We start from the raw sequence: 18098 nt of genomic DNA, 5'->3' as shown, positions 1-18098 counted from the left end.
GACATCATTGCCAAAGGGCTCACAGAAGCCCGGGGGACCAGCCGTGCCAGACGCCGACCCTTCCAACCTCGAATTCCAGCTGCGCGCCAAAGCCGTGGGCGGCACCGTCATGGGCTTTCCGGCGCATGAAGGTCGGCCGGGCGCGCTCGGCGAGGTCCACGCCCGGCCGCAGCCGCTGGTCGAAAAGCCGCGCGTGCTGGTGCAGCTTTCCTTCATGACCGAAGCTGGATCCGGGATCGATCAGGCCGTGCTTTCCGAATTGTCGCGACGCCTCGGCATTGCCGCGCCCGACCCTCACGCCCGCCACCACGCGATGAAATGGGGCAAGGGCTCGCTGCGTTGGGAACGCCACACGGAATTCTCGACCTATCTCTGGGAAGGCCCGCTCGCCGAAAACGGCAGGGGGCAAGAAGACACACCCTTCGGCAACGGGTTTTCGCCGCCGGGCACGGTGATTTCCGGCATCAGGCTGGAGATCCGCAAATGGACGCCGGCGAACGAAAAACTGATCGCCGGCTTCGACCCGACCAGCCTGTGCTATTCGCTGGTCGAGCGCGGCAACGCGGCCATCGTCACCGATTTCCGTCAGGATGGCGACGGCTTGACCCGAATGCTGGTGCTCGACCGCGGCCTGACCCCGGCGCGCACCGGGGCACTGTCGCAGCGGCTGATCGACATCGAGACCTACCGCACGCTGGCCATGCTTGGGCTGCCGCTGGCCCTGACGCTGTCCGGTCGCGCCCGCCGCATCGAAGACAGGCTGGCCCAGACAACGTTGGAAATGAAGGTCGCCGAGACCCGCGACAGCCAGACGCTACTTGCCGACTTGACCGAACTGGCCGCCGAGCTGGAGGCCGATGCCGCCTCCAGCCTCTACCGCTTCGGCGCCAGCCGCGCCTATGACGGCATCGTGCGCGAACGGCTGGAGGCGCTCGACGAAGAGGCGGTGCCCGGCTACGACACCTGGGGCGGTTTTCTGCAGCGCCGCGTGGCGCCGGCGATGCGTACCTGCCGTTCGGTCGAGGAGCGTCAGGCCAACCTGTCGACGAAGCTCACCCGTGCCACCACACTGCTGCGCACCTGGGTCGACGTCGAGGTCGAGAAGCAGAACCGCGATCTTTTGGCATCGATGAACAATCGCGCCCGCCTGCAATTGCGGCTGCAGCAGACGGTGGAGGGGCTCTCGGTCGCCGCGGTTTCCTACTATGTCGTCGGCCTCATCGGCTACGTCGCCAAGGGCGCCTCGATCTTCGGCCATGCCTTCGCGCCGGAAATGGTCACCGCCGCCTCGGTGCCGCTCGCCATCGTGCTCGTCTGGTGGGGCGTGCGCCGCGTCCGCCGCATGCACTCCGAACCAGGCAAGCAGCCGGGCGAGTAGTGTGGGGCGCAGCGGCAGATTGCCGCTGCGGAAGGCTGTCTCGGCCATAGGCCTCTCATCCCGGCCAAAGCGGCATTTGCAAGCGACCACCGTCGCTGGTAAAAGATTTTTACCAGTCGATCGAAGGAGGCTGTCGATGTCCGGCCTTGCCATGCCGAAACCAGACGACACCACGATGTGCCGGCGCGACGAGATCGTCGCCGATATGCGCATCATCGTGCCGGGCGAGGGCGTCGTCGACGCCGCCAATGCAATGCGCGCCTTCGAGAGCGACGGGCTCACCGCCTACCGGCAATTGCCGCTGGTCGTGGTGCTGCCGCAGACCGTGGCGCAGGTGTCGCGCGTGCTGAAATATTGCAGCGACCGCAACATCCGCGTCGTGCCGCGCGGCTCCGGCACCTCGCTCTCCGGCGGCGCGCTGCCGCTCGAAGACGCGGTGCTGCTGGTCATGAGCCGCTTCAACCGCATCCTCGAGATAGATTTTCAGAACCGCGTCGTCGTCGCCCAGCCCGGCGTCACCAATCTCGGCATCACCACCGCCGTCGAGCAGGAGGGCTTCTATTACGCCCCCGATCCATCCTCCCAGATCGCCTGCTCGATCGGCGGCAATGTCGCTGAAAATTCCGGCGGCGTGCACTGCCTGAAATACGGTCTCACCGCCAACAATGTGCTCGGCATCGAGATGGTGCTGATGAATGGCGAGGTGGTGCGCCTCGGCGGCAGCCATGTCGACGCGGAAGGCTACGACCTGCTCGGCGTCATGACCGGCTCCGAAGGACTGCTCGGCGTCGTAACCGAGGTCACCGTACGCATCCTGAAGAAGCCGGAGACGGCGCGTGCCCTGCTGATCGGTTTCCCGACCAGCGAGCAGGCCGGCCAATGCGTTGCCGATATCATCGGCGCCGGCATCATTCCGGGCGGCATGGAGATGATGGACCGTCCGGCCATCCACGCCGCCGAGGATTTCGTCCAGGCCGGCTATCCGCTCGATGTCGAGGCGCTGCTGATCGTCGAGCTGGACGGGCCGGGTGTCGAGGTCGACCATCTGATCGGCCTGGTCGAAGCCATTGCTTTTAGGAACGGCTCGACCACATGCCGCACGTCGCAGTCGGAACAGGAGCGGCTGAGCTTCTGGGCCGGCCGCAAGGCGGCGTTCCCGGCGGTCGGCCGCATCTCGCCCGACTACTACTGCATGGACGGCACCATCCCGCGCAAGGAACTGCCTCGCGTGCTCGCCGGCATGCGCGAGCTGTCGGAGAAATACGGGCTCGGCGTCGCCAATGTCTTCCACGCCGGCGACGGCAATCTGCACCCGCTCATCCTCTATGACGCCAACGTGCCGGGCGAACTCGACAAGGCGGAGAGTTTCGGCGCTGACATATTGCGGCTCTGCGTCAAGGTCGGTGGCGTGCTGACCGGCGAGCACGGGGTCGGCGTCGAGAAGCGCGACCTGATGCCGGAAATGTTCAACCAGATCGACCTCGACCAGCAGATGCGCGTCAAATGCGCCTTCGACCCCAACCATCTTTTGAATCCCGGCAAGGTCTTCCCGCAATTAAGGCGATGCGCCGAGCTCGGGCGGATGCACGTGCATCGCGGGCAAGTGGCGTTTCCGGACATTCCGAGGTTTTGAGCGCGTATGTTAGCACTTGAACACCCCCCTCTGTCCTGCCGGACATCTCCCCCTCAAGGGGGGAGATTGGCAGCTTCGGCGCCTCGCCCTCCTGTTAACGCTGGAGATTGGCGAAGCCCGACGCAGCATCCGATCTCCCCCCTTGAGGGGGAGATGTCCGGCAGGACAGAGGGGGGCGCGAAGGAACGCGACGTTCCCGCATTTGCAAATGCCGCGTCCGTCCCATGACCACCTTCACCCCATCCACGGTCGCCGAAGTCCTCTCTACCGTCGCCTGGGCCGCGGCGGAAGACGCACCGCTCGAAATCCTCGGCCACGGCTCCAAGCGCGGTATCGGCCGGCCGCAGCAGAGCGAGCATACGCTCGACCTTTCCAAACTCTCCGGCGTCATGCTTTACGAGCCGGCCGAACTGGTGCTGTCGGCAAAAGCCGGCACGCCGCTGGCCGAAATCGAAAGCCTGCTTGCCGAAAACGGCCAGCAACTTGCCTTCGAACCGATGGATTACGGCCCGCTGCTCGGCGGTGAGCCAGCGCGAGGCACGATCGGCGGCGCACTCGCCGCGAACCTTTCCGGCCCGCGCCGGCTGAAGGTGGGTGCTGCGCGTGACCATATCCTCGGCATAGCGGCCGTTTCCGGGCGCGGCGAGGCCTTCAAGTCGGGCGGCCGCGTCGTCAAGAACGTCACCGGCTATGATCTGTCCAAGCTGATGGCCAACAGCTGGGGCACGCTGGCGGTGCTCACCGACGTCACCTTCAAGGTGCTGCCTGCCGCCGAGACCGAAGTCACGCTCGCCATCCGCGGCCTGCTTGACGATCATGCCACCGCCGCTATGGCACTGGCGCTCGGCTCGAGCGCGGAGGTGTCGAGCGCTGCCCATCTTCCCGAACGGGTCGCAGCTAGGGTCGCTGGCGGCAGTCTCGGCAGCGATGCCGCGACGCTGCTGCGCATCGAGGGCTTCGGCCCGTCGGTCGCTTACCGCATTGCCGCGCTGAAAGACCTGCTGAAAAACGCCGGGCCGCTGCAGGAGATTTCCGGTTCGGTCTCGTATTCTGTCTGGCGCGATGTCCGCGACTGCGCGCCGTTCGCCGATGGCAGCGAAAGGCCGGTGTGGCGCGTCTCGATGGCGCCGTCGCGGGGCCACCAGATGGTGCTGGCGCTGCGCATGCAGGCCCCGGTCGATGCCTTCTACGATTGGCAGGGCGGGCTGATCTGGCTGCGCATGCAGCAGGACGATCCCGAGGCTGGCCTGTTGCGCGGCCTGATCAGAAGACATGGCGGCGGCCATGCGACGCTGGTGCGCGCAACCCCTTCGCACCGCGCCGCCGTGCCGGTGTTCGAACCGCAAGCGCCGCAACTGGCAGCACTGTCGGCGCGGCTGAAGGCCGAATTCGACCCGAAGAATATCCTCAATCCCGGCCGTATGGCGCCGGGCGCAAGCTCTGCTACTCTCGCGCCAGCAACCGAGGGAGGAGCACAATGAGCGATCCAGGCCAAAACGGTACGTCACGCCAGACCGACCGCTGGCTGGAGCCCGGCCCGGCCAACGCGCTGGTCATCTACATCCTCTATCTCGCCGGCCTAGCCATCGGCGTCAGCGGCATTGTCGGCGTCGTCTTGGCCTATATCAATCGCGGCAAGGCCGGCGGCTTCGTCGAGAGCCATTACACATTCCTGATCCGCACCTTCTGGATCGGCCTGCTCTATGCACTGATCTCGGCGCTGTTGATGGTCGTGGTCATCGGTGTCGTGCTGATATTCGCCGTCGCCGTCTGGTTCATCGCACGCTGCATTCTCGGCCTGCAGGCGCTGCAGCGCGGCGAGCCGGTCAAGAACCCGGAAAGCTGGTTTCTGGGATTATGAGCATGATCCCCAAAAGTGGGTACCGGTTTTGGGAAAAGATCATGCTCAAACGGTAAGGATTCGTTTACGTGCAGACCAATTTCTCAGCTGCCCAGCTCGCCGATCCGCATGTCGCGGAATCGGAGAAGATCCTGCGCAAATGTGTGCATTGCGGCTTCTGCACCGCCACCTGCCCGACCTATGTGACGCTCGGCAACGAACTGGATTCGCCGCGCGGCCGGATTTATCTGATCAAGGACATGCTGGAAAACGGACGGCCGGCCGACAAGCAGATCGTCACCCATATCGACCGCTGCCTGTCCTGCCTCGCCTGCATGACCACCTGCCCGTCGGGCGTCAACTACATGCATCTGGTCGACCACGCCCGCGTCCATATCGAGGAGACCTACAAGCGTCCGCTGGCCGATCGCCTGACACGCGCCATGCTGGCCTTCGTGCTGCCCTATCCCTCGCGTTTCCGCGCGGCGCTCAAGCTGGCGAAGCTCGGCCAGCCATTCGCCGGCCTGTTTGAGAAAATCCAGGCATTGAAGCCTTTGGGCGCGATGTTGAAGCTGGCCCCGGCGTCGGTCCCGGCAGTCTCGCCGATGGCCTCGCCGGGCGTCCATGCCGGGCAGGGCGCGAAGAAAAATGGCCGCGTCGCCATCCTCACCGGCTGCGCGCAGTCGGTGCTCGATCCCGGCATCAACGACACGACGATTTCGCTGCTGACCCGGCTTGGCGTTGAGGTCGTGGTGCCCGAGGGCGAGGGCTGCTGCGGCGCGCTGGTGCATCATATGGGGCGCGAGGACGCTGCCTTGGCGTCGGCCCGACGGAACGTCGACGCCTGGACGCGCGCCATCGAGCAGGGTGGACTCGACGCCATCGTCATCACCGCATCCGGGTGCGGCACCACCATCAAGGATTACGGCTTCATGCTGCGCCTCGATCCGGCCTATGCCGACAAGGCCGCGCGCGTCTCGGCGCTGGCCAGGGACATCACCGAATATCTGGCAAGCCTCGACCTGCCCGAGCCGGTCCGCAAGCCGGGCACCATCGTCGCCTATCACTCAGCCTGCTCGATGCAGCACGGCCAGAAGATCACCCGCCAGCCGAAGGAGCTTCTGGTCCGTGCCGGCTTCGTCGTGCGCGAGCCGCGCGAAGGGCATCTGTGCTGCGGTTCGGCCGGCACCTACAACATCCTGCAGCCCGGGATTTCGGCAACGCTACGCGACCGCAAGGTCAGGAATATCGAGGCGACCGGTGCTGAAATCGTCGCCACCGGCAATATCGGCTGCATCACCCAGATCGCTTCTGCCGCCAAGCTGCCGGTGGTGCATACGGTAAAGCTGCTCGACTGGGCCTATGGCGGGCCGAAGCCGGAAGGCGTTCCGGAAGAAAAGCTGGTTGCGGCTGAGTAACAGGATGGTCGTGGGCGTCAGGCCCCTCATCCGGCCGCTTCGCGTCCACCTTCTCCCCGCTGGGGAGAAGAGGGTGGCACCAACGCTGGCGATCTCCTCTCCCCTCGGGGAGAGGTCAGCCGAGCGAAGCGGAGGCTGGGTGAGGGGGCTTGGCGCCTGCGGGTCTTTATTCCGCCGCGAGCCTGTCAACTACGCCATAAGTCGCCTGATAGCGGGCACGCTGCCGGCTGAGGGCCACCATCGTGTTGCGCAGCAGGATCGCCACAGTGATCGGGCCGACGCCGCCCGGCACCGGCGTGATCCAGGACGCGACATGCTTGACGCTCTCGGCATCGACGTCGCCGACGATGCGGCTCTCGCCGTCCGGCCCGATTTCCGAATTGATGCCGATATCGATGACCGCCGCACCAGGCTTGACCATGTCGGCCTTGATCAGCCGCGGCTTGCCGACGGCGACGAACAGGGCGTCGGCGCGGCGTGCGTGTGCCGCCACCGAACGCGTCATGTGGTGACAGACGGTCACCGTCGCGCCTTCGCTCATCAAAAGGAACGCGATCGGCTTGCCGACGATCTCGGAATGGCCGACGACCACCACCTCGAGCCCCTTGAGGTCGAGGCCGGTTTCCCTGAGCAGTTCGACCGAAGCGGCGGCGGTGCAGGGCGCCAGGTCGAGCTGGTTGTAGACGATGTTGCCGATCGAGGCCGGATGCATGCCCTCGACATCCTTGAGCGGATGCACCGCCGCCTGCAGCGTCTTGATCGGAATGTGCACCGGCACCGGCCGCTGGATGATGATGCCGGTGACGCGCGGGTCGGCGTTAAGCCCGTGGATTGCCGCTTCCAGCTCGCCGGCGGTGATGTCGGCGCGAAAGCGCCTTTCCTCGAAGCCGATGCCGGCCAACCCGGCCTTGGCGCGCTGGTTGCGGACATAGACGTCGACCGCGGCGGTATCGCCGACGGTGACCGACACCAGCTTGGGCGGAAAGCCTTCGGCGGTGGCGATCGCCGCGTCCTCGCGCACGCCGGCGATGATGCGTTGGGCAACCGGGCCGCCTCTGAGATAGCGGCTGTCATCGGAAAGGGACATCGGGATGGGGCCTTTATCTGGATTTTAGCCGCCACATAGCAAAGCAACCGCGAAAAGGCAGCGCGAAAAGCGAACCGCCATGCCGGTCGCGCGACGTGCCGGCAAAATCTTCCCGTCAATTCCTGCTGGCGGAAACAAAAAGGGCAGCACGGCTTGCCGCGCTGCCCTTTCGTGACTGGCCGCATCCCCACACGGCCCGTCCCCCGTTATTCAATGCTCCCGAGGCTTCTGAGCAGAATCATCGGTGAGGTCAACCGCAGATTACATCACTACAACCGTCGTGCCAACATTGACCCGCTCGTAAAGGTCGACCACGTCCTCGTTGCGCATGCGGATGCAGCCCGACGACACCGCGCCGCCGATCGTCCAGGGCTGATTGGTGCCGTGGATACGGTACTCGGTCGAGCCGAGATAGAGCGCGCGTGCGCCGAGCGGGTTTTCCATGCCGCCGGCGAGATAGGTCGGCAGATAGCGGCCCTTGGCGGCTTCGCGGGCGATCATCACCGCCGGCGGCCGCCAATCCGGCCAGACGCGCTTGTTGGTGACCTTGTGGGTGCCGGACCATTCGAAGCCCGGCTTGCCGGTGCCGACGCCATAACGCCGCGCCTTACCGTTTTTCCCGACCAGATAGAGGAAATTCTCTCGCGTATCGATGACGATCGTGCCCGGCTTCTGCGGGCCGTCATAGGCGACTTCCTGCGGCAGATAGATCGGGTCGATCTGCGGCCGCATCACCATGCGCTTGGCCGGCGCCTGCACCGCTGCGGTGCGCAGCTGATCGGGTTCGGCCAGCCGCCGGTAGCGCCGTTGCGGCTGCGCCTCTTGCCGGCTCTGCCGCACGATGCCCGGCGCATGGCCGAGCTGCAGCACCCAGGGCGCCGAAAGATCTGGGCTGACCACCACCGGCGGCCTCTCGGCATAGCGGTCGTTGGCATTGGCGGCGCCGGCCGCAAGCACGGCCGCGGCGCCGAACAGGGGGAACAAGAATGTCTTCATCGCAACGCACCTTGATCGTCGAACATGCCGGGGTGCAAAGCCTCCCCAATTTCGCCGACATTGGGCGCGAAGCGGCAACCGAAACATGAATCGGAATGCGTAAAATGCCGATCTGTCAGTAAAGCTTTTGGTGTGGTTACCGCCCGGTTCAGGAATCTGGTAAAGCCGCGGTAAAGGCCGCGTCAAAACGCGTTAACGCCAAGACACGAACGGAATTCCGCCATGGATGAAAAGACAGGTCTGCTTGCTGGTCCCGACGGCATCGCCCGCTGCTTCTGGCACGGCAACCTGCCGGATTATCTGCACTACCACGACCACGAATGGGGCCGGCCGGTCGCCGACGACCGCCGCCTGTTCGAGAAGATCTGCCTCGAAGGTTTTCAGTCGGGCCTGTCCTGGCTGACCATATTGCGCAAGCGCGACAATTTCCGCGAGGCGTTTGCCGGCTTCGATGTCGGCAAGATCGCCGCCTTCACCGACGCCGATGTCGAGCGCCTGCTCGGCAATGCCGGCATCATCCGCCATCGCGGCAAGATCGTTTCGACCATCAACAACGCCAAGCGCGCCCGCGAACTCATCGACGAGGCTGGCTCGCTGGCCGCCTGGTTCTGGAAGTTCGAACCCGGCCCGCACGAGCGGCCCGAGATCGTCGACCTCGCGCATTTGCGCGCCAATCCGACGACGGCCGTCTCGGTCCGCATTTCGAAAGAGCTGAAGAAGCGCGGCTGGAGCTTTGTCGGCCCGACCACCGTCTACGCCTTCATGCAGGCGATGGGGCTGGTCAACGACCATCTCGAGGGCTGCGTCTGCCGCGAGCCGGTCGAGGCGGAACGGAAAGCGTTCAAGCGGCCGAAATAGCGGCTCAGGCGCCGCCGGCGCCGGCGAGGAAAAACCCGGCAAGGATGGCCGCCAGCGCGGCGAACACCGGATAGATCACCAGCAGTCCGGTCATCAGCACGTCGCGCATCGTCGGTCCGCTGCGCTGTTGCGCCGCGATCTCGAACGGTCCGGCGATTTGCTTCGTCTTCGGCGCATAACCATCGGCCGGCCGCAGCCGGACCGAGGCGTCGCGTGCGCCGCTATCGATGATGTCGAACTTCTGAAGCGTGGCCATGGCCCCGACCCCTTGTTTCGGCGCGCTTATCGGCCCGGATTGTGTCGGCACGATGCCGCGCGCATGGCGCAATTGTTTCAGCTTCTTTTTCGCCTTTCCTTCTCCCCTTGTGGGCCTGTTGCGCAGTAACCGGGGATGTTTGGATGGGGCGGGATCGCAGGGATTTCGCTCGTATTTGTGAGCTCCGCTCCCTTGTTTGGGGTTTCGGCGGCGGTTTCGGCCCGGGCGGCCGGGCTGCGGGCGCACCTATCCCGTGATGGCGGCCCATCGGCGCATGTTGAAGGCGATCGCCGCCAATGTCACCTGGGCGGTGGCCTTCGCCAGTCCGACATAGCGGATCTTGGTCAGCTTCATGCGGTTCTTGAGCGTGGCGAAAGTGGTCTCCACCGCCGCTCGCCGTCTGGCGATCAGGCGGTTGTAATGTTTGAGCCGCGGCGGCAGCGCATGGTGCTTGTTGGGGCGGCGCGCGATGCGCACCTTCTTGCCCTCGGCCTTGAGCCGGGCGCGGCGGGCATGGGTGTCGTAGGCGGCGTCCGCCCACACCGTCTTCTCGTCGCCGCAGATCAAGTCATCGGCCATCACCGTGTCGTTGACGTTGGCTGGCGTGGTAATCACCGTGCGGATCAGGCCAGAGCCCTCATCCACCCCGACATGGGCCTTGTAGCCAAAGGTGAAGCCGCCCTTGCCCTTTCGCGCGGTGACGCGGGCGTCCGCATCCTTTGAGGCCTGATCGTCCGTCGGGGGCAATGAAACCGCATTGATCAGCGTGGCATCCAGCATCGTTCCCCGCTTCAGGATAACACCGGCTTTCTCCAGCTGCCGGTCCAGTTCGCCAAACAGCTTCTCCAGCAGCCCTTCGCTGACAAGCAGATTGCGAAAACGCGAAAGCACCGTGTGGTCGGGAACGCTCTCCTCCAGCCCGAGCCCGACAAAGCGCCGGAACGACAGCCGGTCGCCAAGCGCCTCCTCAAGTTCGCGGTCCGACAGGCCGTAGAGTGACTGCAGCAAAAGCGCCTTGAACAGAACCAGCGGTGGCCAAGCTGCCCGTCCGGGTCCGCCATCGCGCAGCGGGTTGAGCAGCTTCTCGAAGCGATACCACTTCACCAGACCCGACAATCGATCAAGCGGTGAAGAACCGCCAGCCAACTTGCCGCCCAGAAAAGCCTCCGCCAAGCTCAACTGGCCCATCTGCTTCACTGCCATCGCGATTCCCTCCGAGCTTCGTCTCAGAGAATCACAATCAGCGAATTACGCAACAGGCCCCTTGTGGGAGAAGGTGGATCGGCGCGCAGCGCCGAGCCGGATGAGGGGTGTTGGAAGAAACGAGACGTCGGCGTTCCTTGGAACACCCCTCATCCGACCGAGCTTCGCTCGGCCACCTTCTCCCACAAGGGGAGAAGGAGAGCCGCAAACCCTTGCCTTCTCCGGGCTGCATCGGTAGGACACGCCGACCCGAAATAAGTCACCGTTTACATAGCAAAGTACCCATCCCATGGCCGACAAATCCGAAAAGATGAAAGCGCGCCTGCCGCGTGGCTTTGTCGACCGCGGCGCCGACGATCTCCGCGCTGTCGAGAAGATGATGGCGACGATACGCTCGGTCTTTGAGCTTTACGGTTTCGAGCCGGTCGACCAGCCGCTGATCGAATACACCGATGCGCTCGGCAAATTCCTGCCAGACCAGGACCGGCCGAACGAGGGCGTGTTCTCGTTTCAGGACGATGACGATCAGTGGCTGTCGCTGCGCTACGACCTGACCGCGCCAATGGCGCGCTTCGTCGCCGAGAATTTCGAGCGCCTGCCGAAGCCGTATCGCAGCTATCGCTCCGGCTGGGTGTTCCGCAACGAGAAGCCCGGTCCCGGCCGCTTCCGCCAGTTCATGCAGTTCGACGCCGACACGGTCGGCACGCCGGGTGTCGCGGCCGATGCCGAGATGGCGATGATGATGGCCGATGTGATGGAGGCGCTCGGCATCAAGCGCGGCGATTACGTCGTCCGCGTCAACAACCGCAAAGTGCTCGATGGCGTGCTGGAGGCGATCGGCCTCGGCGGCGACGAGAACGCTGGCCGCCGGCTGCAGGTGCTACGGGCGATCGACAAGCTGGACAAGCTGGGCGTCGAGGGGGTTCGTCTGCTTTTGGGCGCCGGGCGCAAGGACGAGAGCGGTGATTTCACCAAGGGTGCCGGGCTGGGTAACGCGCAAATCGATGTTGTGATCAGCTATTTCACGGTCATGGCGCAGCATGATCCCGAACAAATTGTCCAGACACTGGGATCTATCACCCCAGGGCTCAGCAATCTTGTCGAGGAAAGGAAACTCGAACATCTGGGCATAACGAATGCCTCGTTTGTTGAGGGTCTTGCAGAGTTGGAGCAGATAAGAACCATGGTCGCACAAAGCGGCTACGGTGAGGATCGCATCCGCATCGATCCCTCCGTCGTGCGTGGCCTCGAATATTACACCGGCCCGGTCTACGAAGCCGAGCTGCTGGCCGAAATCCCCAATGAGGACGGCCAGATCGTGCGCTTCGGCTCGGTTGGCGGCGGCGGCCGTTATGACGGCCTCGTCTCGCGCTTTCGTGGCGAGCCGGTGCCGGCGACCGGTTTTTCGATCGGCGTCTCGCGGCTGATGACGGCGCTGAAGAACCTCGGCAAGCTCGATACTTCCGATGTCATCGCGCCGGTCGTCGTGCTGACCATGGACAAGGATACGGAAAGCCTCGGCCGCTACCAGAAGATGGTGGCCGAGCTGCGCGCCGCCGGCATCCGCTCGGAAATGTACCTCGGCGGCGGCGGCATGAAGGCGCAGCTGAAATATGCCGACCGCCGCGGCAGCCCGGTCGCCGTCATCCAGGGCGGCGACGAGCGCGCCAAGGGCGAGGTGCAGATCAAGGATCTGATCGAAGGCGCGAAGATGTCGGCCGAGATCGCCGACAACGCCGAATGGCGCGCCGCACGACCGGCGCAGGTGACCGTGGCGGAAGGCAATCTGGTCGCCGAGGTGAACAAGATACTGGCGGCGCAGGCCGAGGAGCGGGCGCGTGGCAAGTAGGGCGCCGCTTCCTTCTCCCCTTGTGGGAGAAGGTGGCCGAGCGAAGCTCGGTCGGATGAGGGGTGTTCCAGGGAACGCCGACGCCTCATTTCTTCCGGCACCCCTCATCCGTCTTGGCGCGTCGCGCCAATCCACCTTCTCCCACAAGGGGAGAAGGGGAGGTGGCGTTTTATGACCCCCCGCCCCGCCATCGCATCCGACATCGCGACGCTCTTCGCCGCGCGCAACACCCATGCGGTCGAGGTCGCTGTGCTGCAGCCGGCCGATCCGTTCCTCGACATGGCCGGCGAGGATTTGCGGCGCCGCATCTTTCTCACCGAGAGCGAGACCGGGCAGACGCTTTGCCTGCGGCCGGAATTCACCATTCCGGTCTGCCTCGACCACATTGCCAGCCAGGCCGGCACGCCGCGCCGCTATTCCTATCTCGGCGAGGTGTTTCGCCAGCGCCGCGAGGGCGGCAACGAGTTCTTCCAGGCCGGCATCGAAGATCTCGGCGACCGCGACACGGCCGCCGCCGACGCGCGTTCGCTGGCCGATGCGCATGCGCTGCTTTCGCTGGTGCTGCCCGGCCGGGGGCTGGCGGTCACGCTCGGCGACCAGACCATCTTCGAGGCGGTACTGGCCGCGCTTGGCCTGCCGCGTGGCTGGCGCATGCGGCTGGCGCGGGCCTTCGGCTCGGCGCCGATGCTGGAGGCAGCGCTTGCCGATCTCGCCAATCCGCCGCGCAACAGCCAGCTTGCCGGCTCGGTCGCCGCCCTTGTCCTCGATGGCGATCTCGACGGTCTTTCGGCGCATATCGCCGGCGGCATGGAAGAGGCCGGCCTGTCGGCAACGGCCGGGCGTTCGCCGTCCGAGATTGCGCGGCGCCTGATCGAGAAAGCCGAACTGCGCAGCGTGCGGCTGTCGAACGAGGCGTTTGCGGCGCTGAAGAGCTTTTTGGCCATCGACGTGCCGCTCGACAGCGCCGCCGGGGCGCTCGAAAGCTTTGCAGCCGATGCCGGGCTTTCACTGGGGGCTGCGCTGGAGAATTTCGCAGCCCGCGCCGCGGCCATAGAAAGCCTCGGCCTGCCGATGTCTGAAATCAGCTACGACGCCGCCTTCGGCCGGCCGCTCGATTACTACACCGGCCTGGTCTTCGAGATCGCGGCGCGGGATGGCGACCGGCCGCTCGCCGGTGGTGGCCGCTACGACCGGCTGCTGACGCTGCTCGGCGCCAAAACGCCGATCCCCGGCGTCGGTTTTTCCGTCTGGCTCGACCGCATCGAGGCGCTGCGGGAGACGGCGCCATGATCACGCTGGCGATCCCGTCGAAAGGCCGGCTCAAGGAGCAGGCGCTGGAGGTGCTGGCCAAGGCCGGGGTTGCCGTCAGCCTGCCCGGCGACGAGCGCAAATACCGCGCCCGCATCGACGGCCTTGACGGCGTCGAGATAGCGTTCCTGTCGGCCTCGGAGATATCAGGCGAGATCGGCCAGGGGTCGGTCGATCTCGGCATCACCGGCGAGGACCTTTTGCGCGAAAACCTCGCCGATTGCGAGGCGCGCGCCGAAATCATCGCCCGCCTCGGTTTCGGCAATGCCGATGTCGTCGTCGCCGTGCCCGACATCTGGCTCGATGTCGACACCATGGCCGACCTCGACGACGTCGCCGCCGATTTCCGCCAGCGCCACGGCCGCCGGCTCAGGATCGCCACCAAATACTGGCGCCTGACCCAGCAGTTCTTTTCGCAAAAGCACGGCATCCAGGTCTACCGCATCGTCGAAAGCCTGGGCGCCACCGAAGGCGCGCCGGCGGCCGGATTGGCCGATATCGTCGTCGACATCACCACGTCAGGCTCGACCTTGCGCGCCAACCATCTCAAGGTGCTGGCCGACGGCCTCATCCTGCGCTCGCAGGCCTGTCTCGTCGCGTCGAGGAAGGCGCGCGCTGCGGCCGACGAGGCGACTTTGCGCGATATTGCGGCCAGGATGGCATCGGTGAACGCTGGCTGACGTCGCCAATCTCCCCCCTTGAGGGGGAGATGTCGCCGAAGGCGACAGAGGGGGTCGGTACGTCTTGACGCGACTCTCCTAACGGACAGAACAGGCAGGTGCTCCACGCGAGACGACCCCCTCTGGCCTGCCGGCCATCTCCCCCTCAAGGAGGGAGATTGGCAGCTTGGCCGCAGTGCCAACCTGACGCGATTTTCTTGACGTACAGCAATTTTGTTCTTGCTTTGTGCCGGCAGCTATGCTACTAATCTCGCTATGGTGCCAATTGGCCCCGAAGACCCGCCCTCCGTGGCGGGTTTTTTATTTTCGGCCCTTACAGGCGAGTTCCCAACCAGCCCTGCCATCGGCGGGATTTCCACCACCCCGCCGGGCTGATAGGCTCGTTCTGTCTGCGGAGGACACGGCCATGCCGATCAATCTCGACGAGTTGAAAAATGCCAGCAATTTGCGCTCCAAGCGCGATGGCGGTTCGTTCATTGCGCCGGTCGACGGCACGGCGCATGTCTCGGGCGAGCGCAGCGTGCCGCTGCTCAACCTGACCATCCCGGCGCTGTTTGCCGATACGGTCGGCAAATACGGCACGCTCGATGCCGCCGTCTTCGTCGAGCAGGACAAGCGCTTTACCTGGGAGGAACTGTCGGAGACTGTCGATGCGCTCGCCGCCGGCTTCCTGGCGCTCGGCCTCGAGAAAGGCGATCGCGTCGGCATCTGGTCGCCGAACCGCTGGGAATGGCTGGTGACGCAATTCGCCACCGCCCGCATCGGCCTGATCCTGGTCAACATCAACCCGGCCTATCGGTTGGTCGAGCTGGAATATGCCTTGAACAAGGTCGGTTGCAAGGCGCTGGTCACCGCCGCCAAGTTCAAGAGCTCCGACTATCTCGGCATGATCGAGACGCTGGCGCCGGAGATCGCCAAGGCCACCCCTGGCAAGCTCGACGCCAACAAGCTGCCGGCACTGAAGATCGTTATCCGCATGGACGAGGAGAATTCTGCGGGCATGTTCAATTTCGCCGACGTGCTGGCGATGGCCGGCCGCGACGAGCATGACAAGCTCGACCGGATTTCAGCGGGGCTGAAACCGGACGACGCCATCAACATCCAGTTCACCAGCGGCACGACCGGCGCGCCCAAGGGCGCGACGCTGACCCACAACAACATCGTCAACAACGGCAATTTCGTCACCGCGGCAATCCGGCTCACCGTCGACGACCTGCTGTGCATTCCGGTTCCGCTCTACCATTGCTTCGGCATGTCGATGGGCACGATGGGCTGCGTCACCAAGGGCGCGACCATGGTTTTCCCGAGCGAGGGTTTTGATGCCGGCGCCACGTTGAAGGCGGTGGCGACGGAAAGCTGCACCGCGCTTTACGGCGTGCCGACCATGTTCGTCGGCCTGCTCGACCATCCGGAGTTCGCCTCCTTCGATCTCACCAGCCTGCGCACCGGCATCATGGCCGGCTCGCCATGCCCGATCGAGGTGATGAAGAAGGTTGTGTCGCTGATGCATATGGCCGAGGTGACCATCGCCTACGGCATGACCGAGACCAGCCCGGTCTCGTTCCAGAGCAGCGTCGACGATCCCTTGGAAAAGCGCGTCTCGACCGTCGGCCGCGTCCATCCGCATGTCGAGGTCAAGGCCATCGACGCCGAAGGCGCCACCGTCGCGGTCGGCGCGCCGGGCGAGCTTTGCACGCGCGGCTATTCCGTGATGAAGGGCTATTGGGACGACGAGCAGAAGACCCGCGAGGCGATCGACGCCGACGGCTGGATGCACACCGGCGACCTCGCCACCATCGATGCCGAGGGCTATTGCAACATCGTCGGCCGGGTCAAGGACATGGTCATCCGCGGCGGCGAGAACGTCTATCCGCGCGAGGTCGAGGAGTTTCTCTATCGCCACCCCAAGGTCAAGGAGGTGCAGGTGTTCGGCATTCCCGACCCGAAATATGGCGAGGAGCTGTGCGCCTGGATCGTGCTCAAGCCGGGCCAGATCACGACGGAGCAGGAGATCAAGGCGTTCTGCGCCGGCCAGATCGCCCATTTCAAGATCCCGCGCTACATCCGCTTCCGCACCGAATTGCCGATGACGGTGACCGGCAAGCCGCAGAAATTCCTGATGCGCCAGGCGATGGTCGACGAACTGGGATTGGTGACGCAGAAGACGGCGTGAGCGGGGGCGCGCTTCGGGCTTCGTCAAGGTGCGCAGGGGGCTTGCGCAGAGGGGGCTGAATGAGTGGTTTCGCACGACCGGCGATTTCCTACGGCATGCCGCTGGCCGCTCTGGCGATGGCTGTCGCGGTCAGGGCCAGCGGGGTGTCAGTGGACGAAGGGTCGCTGGGCACCAGGATATTTATCGGCGCGCTGTCGAGTGCGATCATGTTCACCACCATTTTCGTGGTGCTCGACCACGCCGAGGCGGTGGCCCGGCGGGTAGGCGAGCCGTACGGCACGTTGGTGCTGACCATCGCCGTGACGGCAATCGAAGTGTCGATCATCGTTTCCATCATGCTGCACGGCGCGAACAACCCGACGCTTGCCCGCGAGTCCGTCTTCTCGACGGTGATGATCACCTCCACCGGCGTTGTCGGCATGTGTCTGACGTTTGGTGGCTGGCGCCATCGCAAGCAGGCAATCGTCCGGCAAGGGACCAGCGCCTATCTGGCGGTGCTGGTCGCGCTCAGCGTCATGACGCTTATTCTGCCGACCTACACGCAAACCACGGATCCCGGCACATTCTCGGCGGCGCAACTCGGCTTCGTCAGCGTGCTTTCGGTGCTGCTTTATGCCGGTTTTCTGTTCGCGCAGACTGTCCGCCACCGCGACGATTTCATCGACGGGCAAGCGCATGGCGCCGCAGTGCGAACCGACGCTCACGAAAGCGTCGCCGCCGGCGCTGTTCTCCTGCTGATCGGGCTGATCGGCATCGTCATGCTGGCCGAACAGGTCGCCGCCAGCGTCGAGGATGCGCTCGTCGCCTACCAGGTGCCGCAGGCCGACGCCATTGTCGGCGCGATGATCGCGGGCTTGGTTCTGATGCCGGAGGCCATTTCGGCGGTTCGCGCCGCACTCAACAACGAGCTGCAGCGCGGCCTGAACGTCGCCATGGGTTCGGCCTGTGCCACAATCGGCCTGACAATACCGGGCATAGCCGCCGCCAGCCTGCTGACCGGAAGAGGCCTGACCCTGGGGCTGCCGGCGACCGACACGGTGCTTTTGGTCCTGGCGCTTTTCATCTGCAATGTGAGTTTCAGCACGGAAAGGACGACGTTCTTGACCGGCTTGGTCCATCTGGTGGTGTTTTTTACTTGGGTGTTTTTGATATTTGTGCCGTGAGGGGGCATGGGGGCAGGCAGATACTGACGACTGTTCTCGACCGAGCAGCCACGCGTTTCCGCACTGAGTTGCGAAGTAGGCAATCCGCAGAAGTTCCCGATGAGGCGATGGTCGAGAGTTGGGGTGGTGACGGCAAAGACGGCTTGAGGGGCGGGCGCCAATTTGTCTCCTTTGCGCCAGGGAACGAACCCGCTCGCGGGAGGGGCGCGGGGTTTGAGGCGTGAGCTTTGTTGGCAGCGTCGGTGAGGCTTTAATC

The 18098-nt window shown here is 64.8% G+C and carries 15 protein-coding genes; 11 read left to right on the top strand and 4 right to left on the bottom strand.

Annotated elements, in window-relative coordinates; all coding sequences use genetic code 11:
- Window positions 1-43: 43 nt before the first annotated feature.
- From NKJ32_RS26425 to glcF, 5 genes are all read left to right on the top strand, one after another.
- Window positions 44-1378: a DUF3422 family protein gene (locus tag NKJ32_RS26425; protein WP_352571607.1), complete on the top strand. Its 1335-nt coding sequence runs from the start codon at window positions 44-46 to the stop codon at window positions 1376-1378.
- Between the two features lie 136 nt (window positions 1379-1514).
- The gene (locus NKJ32_RS26420) at window positions 1515-3011 is read left to right on the top strand and encodes an FAD-linked oxidase C-terminal domain-containing protein (RefSeq protein ID WP_352829337.1); all 1497 of its coding nucleotides are present in this window, start codon (window positions 1515-1517) and stop codon (window positions 3009-3011) included.
- A gap of 224 nt (window positions 3012-3235) precedes the next feature.
- Window positions 3236-4492 carry an FAD-binding protein gene (locus tag NKJ32_RS26415; protein WP_352829335.1) on the top strand — a complete coding sequence of 419 codons (1257 nt, stop codon included), beginning with the start codon at window positions 3236-3238 and terminating at the stop codon, window positions 4490-4492.
- Entirely contained in the window at window positions 4489-4872 is a 384-nt protein-coding gene (locus NKJ32_RS26410) for a DUF4870 family protein (protein ID WP_352829333.1), read from the top strand. The genes NKJ32_RS26415 and NKJ32_RS26410 overlap by 4 nt, the downstream gene beginning before the upstream one ends.
- A gap of 68 nt (window positions 4873-4940) precedes the next feature.
- Window positions 4941-6269 carry a glycolate oxidase subunit GlcF gene (glcF, locus tag NKJ32_RS26405; RefSeq protein WP_352829331.1) on the top strand — a complete coding sequence of 443 codons (1329 nt, stop codon included), beginning with the start codon at window positions 4941-4943 and terminating at the stop codon, window positions 6267-6269.
- A gap of 166 nt (window positions 6270-6435) precedes the next feature.
- On the opposite strand, the gene NKJ32_RS26400 is transcribed toward glcF, so the two are convergent.
- Window positions 6436-7356, bottom strand: coding sequence for a bifunctional 5,10-methylenetetrahydrofolate dehydrogenase/5,10-methenyltetrahydrofolate cyclohydrolase (locus NKJ32_RS26400; RefSeq protein ID WP_352577555.1), 921 nt, complete (start codon window positions 7354-7356; stop codon window positions 6436-6438).
- A gap of 261 nt (window positions 7357-7617) precedes the next feature.
- Window positions 7618-8352 (bottom strand): L,D-transpeptidase, encoded by a 735-nt coding sequence (locus tag NKJ32_RS26395; RefSeq protein WP_023680452.1) that lies wholly within the window; start codon window positions 8350-8352, stop codon window positions 7618-7620.
- A gap of 222 nt (window positions 8353-8574) precedes the next feature.
- Between NKJ32_RS26395 and NKJ32_RS26390 the strand changes: the two genes are divergently transcribed.
- Window positions 8575-9210 (top strand): DNA-3-methyladenine glycosylase I, encoded by a 636-nt coding sequence (locus NKJ32_RS26390; protein WP_352589314.1) that lies wholly within the window; start codon window positions 8575-8577, stop codon window positions 9208-9210.
- A 4-nt stretch (window positions 9211-9214) separates the two neighbouring features.
- Here NKJ32_RS26390 and NKJ32_RS26385 read toward each other — a convergent pair whose 3' ends face one another.
- Window positions 9215-9466 (bottom strand): hypothetical protein, encoded by a 252-nt coding sequence (locus NKJ32_RS26385; protein ID WP_031213141.1) that lies wholly within the window; start codon window positions 9464-9466, stop codon window positions 9215-9217.
- Window positions 9467-9712: 246 nt separating this feature from the next.
- The gene (locus tag NKJ32_RS26380) at window positions 9713-10669 is read right to left on the bottom strand and encodes an IS5 family transposase (RefSeq protein ID WP_352596372.1); all 957 of its coding nucleotides are present in this window, start codon (window positions 10667-10669) and stop codon (window positions 9713-9715) included.
- 289 nt (window positions 10670-10958) lie between these two features.
- Here NKJ32_RS26380 and hisS point away from each other — a divergent pair, with 289 nt between their 5' ends.
- From hisS to NKJ32_RS26355, 5 genes are all read left to right on the top strand, one after another.
- Window positions 10959-12518 (top strand): histidine--tRNA ligase, encoded by a 1560-nt coding sequence (hisS, locus tag NKJ32_RS26375; protein WP_352829329.1) that lies wholly within the window; start codon window positions 10959-10961, stop codon window positions 12516-12518.
- Window positions 12519-12689: 171 nt separating this feature from the next.
- Window positions 12690-13808, top strand: coding sequence for an ATP phosphoribosyltransferase regulatory subunit (locus NKJ32_RS26370; protein WP_352829327.1), 1119 nt, complete (start codon window positions 12690-12692; stop codon window positions 13806-13808).
- Window positions 13805-14506, top strand: coding sequence for an ATP phosphoribosyltransferase (hisG, locus tag NKJ32_RS26365; RefSeq protein ID WP_352829325.1), 702 nt, complete (start codon window positions 13805-13807; stop codon window positions 14504-14506). Before NKJ32_RS26370 ends, hisG begins: the two co-directional genes overlap by 4 nt.
- Before the next feature lie 406 nt (window positions 14507-14912).
- Window positions 14913-16679 carry an AMP-binding protein gene (locus NKJ32_RS26360; protein ID WP_352829323.1) on the top strand — a complete coding sequence of 589 codons (1767 nt, stop codon included), beginning with the start codon at window positions 14913-14915 and terminating at the stop codon, window positions 16677-16679.
- A gap of 59 nt (window positions 16680-16738) precedes the next feature.
- Window positions 16739-17842 (top strand): calcium:cation antiporter, encoded by a 1104-nt coding sequence (locus NKJ32_RS26355; protein ID WP_352829321.1) that lies wholly within the window; start codon window positions 16739-16741, stop codon window positions 17840-17842.
- Window positions 17843-18098: the final 256 nt, after the last annotated feature.

It is taken from the genome of Mesorhizobium sp. M0159 (genome assembly GCF_040322295.1).
Classification (GTDB): domain Bacteria; phylum Pseudomonadota; class Alphaproteobacteria; order Rhizobiales; family Rhizobiaceae; genus Mesorhizobium.
The sequence above is the reverse complement of the archived record's forward strand: the minus strand, read 5'-3'. Positions and strand labels throughout refer to the sequence as shown.

Coding starts and splice junctions, on each gene's coding strand:
- NKJ32_RS26420 (WP_352829337.1), top strand. CDS start 1,515: ATGTCCGGCCTTGCCATGCCGAAACCAGACGACACCACGATGTGCCGG.
- NKJ32_RS26390 (WP_352589314.1), top strand. CDS start 8,575: ATGGATGAAAAGACAGGTCTGCTTGCTGGTCCCGACGGCATCGCCCGC.
- NKJ32_RS26385 (WP_031213141.1), bottom strand. CDS start 9,466: ATGGCCACGCTTCAGAAGTTCGACATCATCGATAGCGGCGCACGCGAC.
- NKJ32_RS26360 (WP_352829323.1), top strand. CDS start 14,913: ATGCCGATCAATCTCGACGAGTTGAAAAATGCCAGCAATTTGCGCTCC.
- NKJ32_RS26355 (WP_352829321.1), top strand. CDS start 16,739: ATGAGTGGTTTCGCACGACCGGCGATTTCCTACGGCATGCCGCTGGCC.
- NKJ32_RS26400 (WP_352577555.1), bottom strand. CDS start 7,356: ATGTCCCTTTCCGATGACAGCCGCTATCTCAGAGGCGGCCCGGTTGCC.
- NKJ32_RS26415 (WP_352829335.1), top strand. CDS start 3,236: ATGACCACCTTCACCCCATCCACGGTCGCCGAAGTCCTCTCTACCGTC.
- NKJ32_RS26395 (WP_023680452.1), bottom strand. CDS start 8,352: ATGAAGACATTCTTGTTCCCCCTGTTCGGCGCCGCGGCCGTGCTTGCG.
- NKJ32_RS26410 (WP_352829333.1), top strand. CDS start 4,489: ATGAGCGATCCAGGCCAAAACGGTACGTCACGCCAGACCGACCGCTGG.
- hisS (WP_352829329.1), top strand. CDS start 10,959: ATGGCCGACAAATCCGAAAAGATGAAAGCGCGCCTGCCGCGTGGCTTT.
- NKJ32_RS26380 (WP_352596372.1), bottom strand. CDS start 10,669: ATGGCAGTGAAGCAGATGGGCCAGTTGAGCTTGGCGGAGGCTTTTCTG.
- hisG (WP_352829325.1), top strand. CDS start 13,805: ATGATCACGCTGGCGATCCCGTCGAAAGGCCGGCTCAAGGAGCAGGCG.
- NKJ32_RS26370 (WP_352829327.1), top strand. CDS start 12,690: ATGACCCCCCGCCCCGCCATCGCATCCGACATCGCGACGCTCTTCGCC.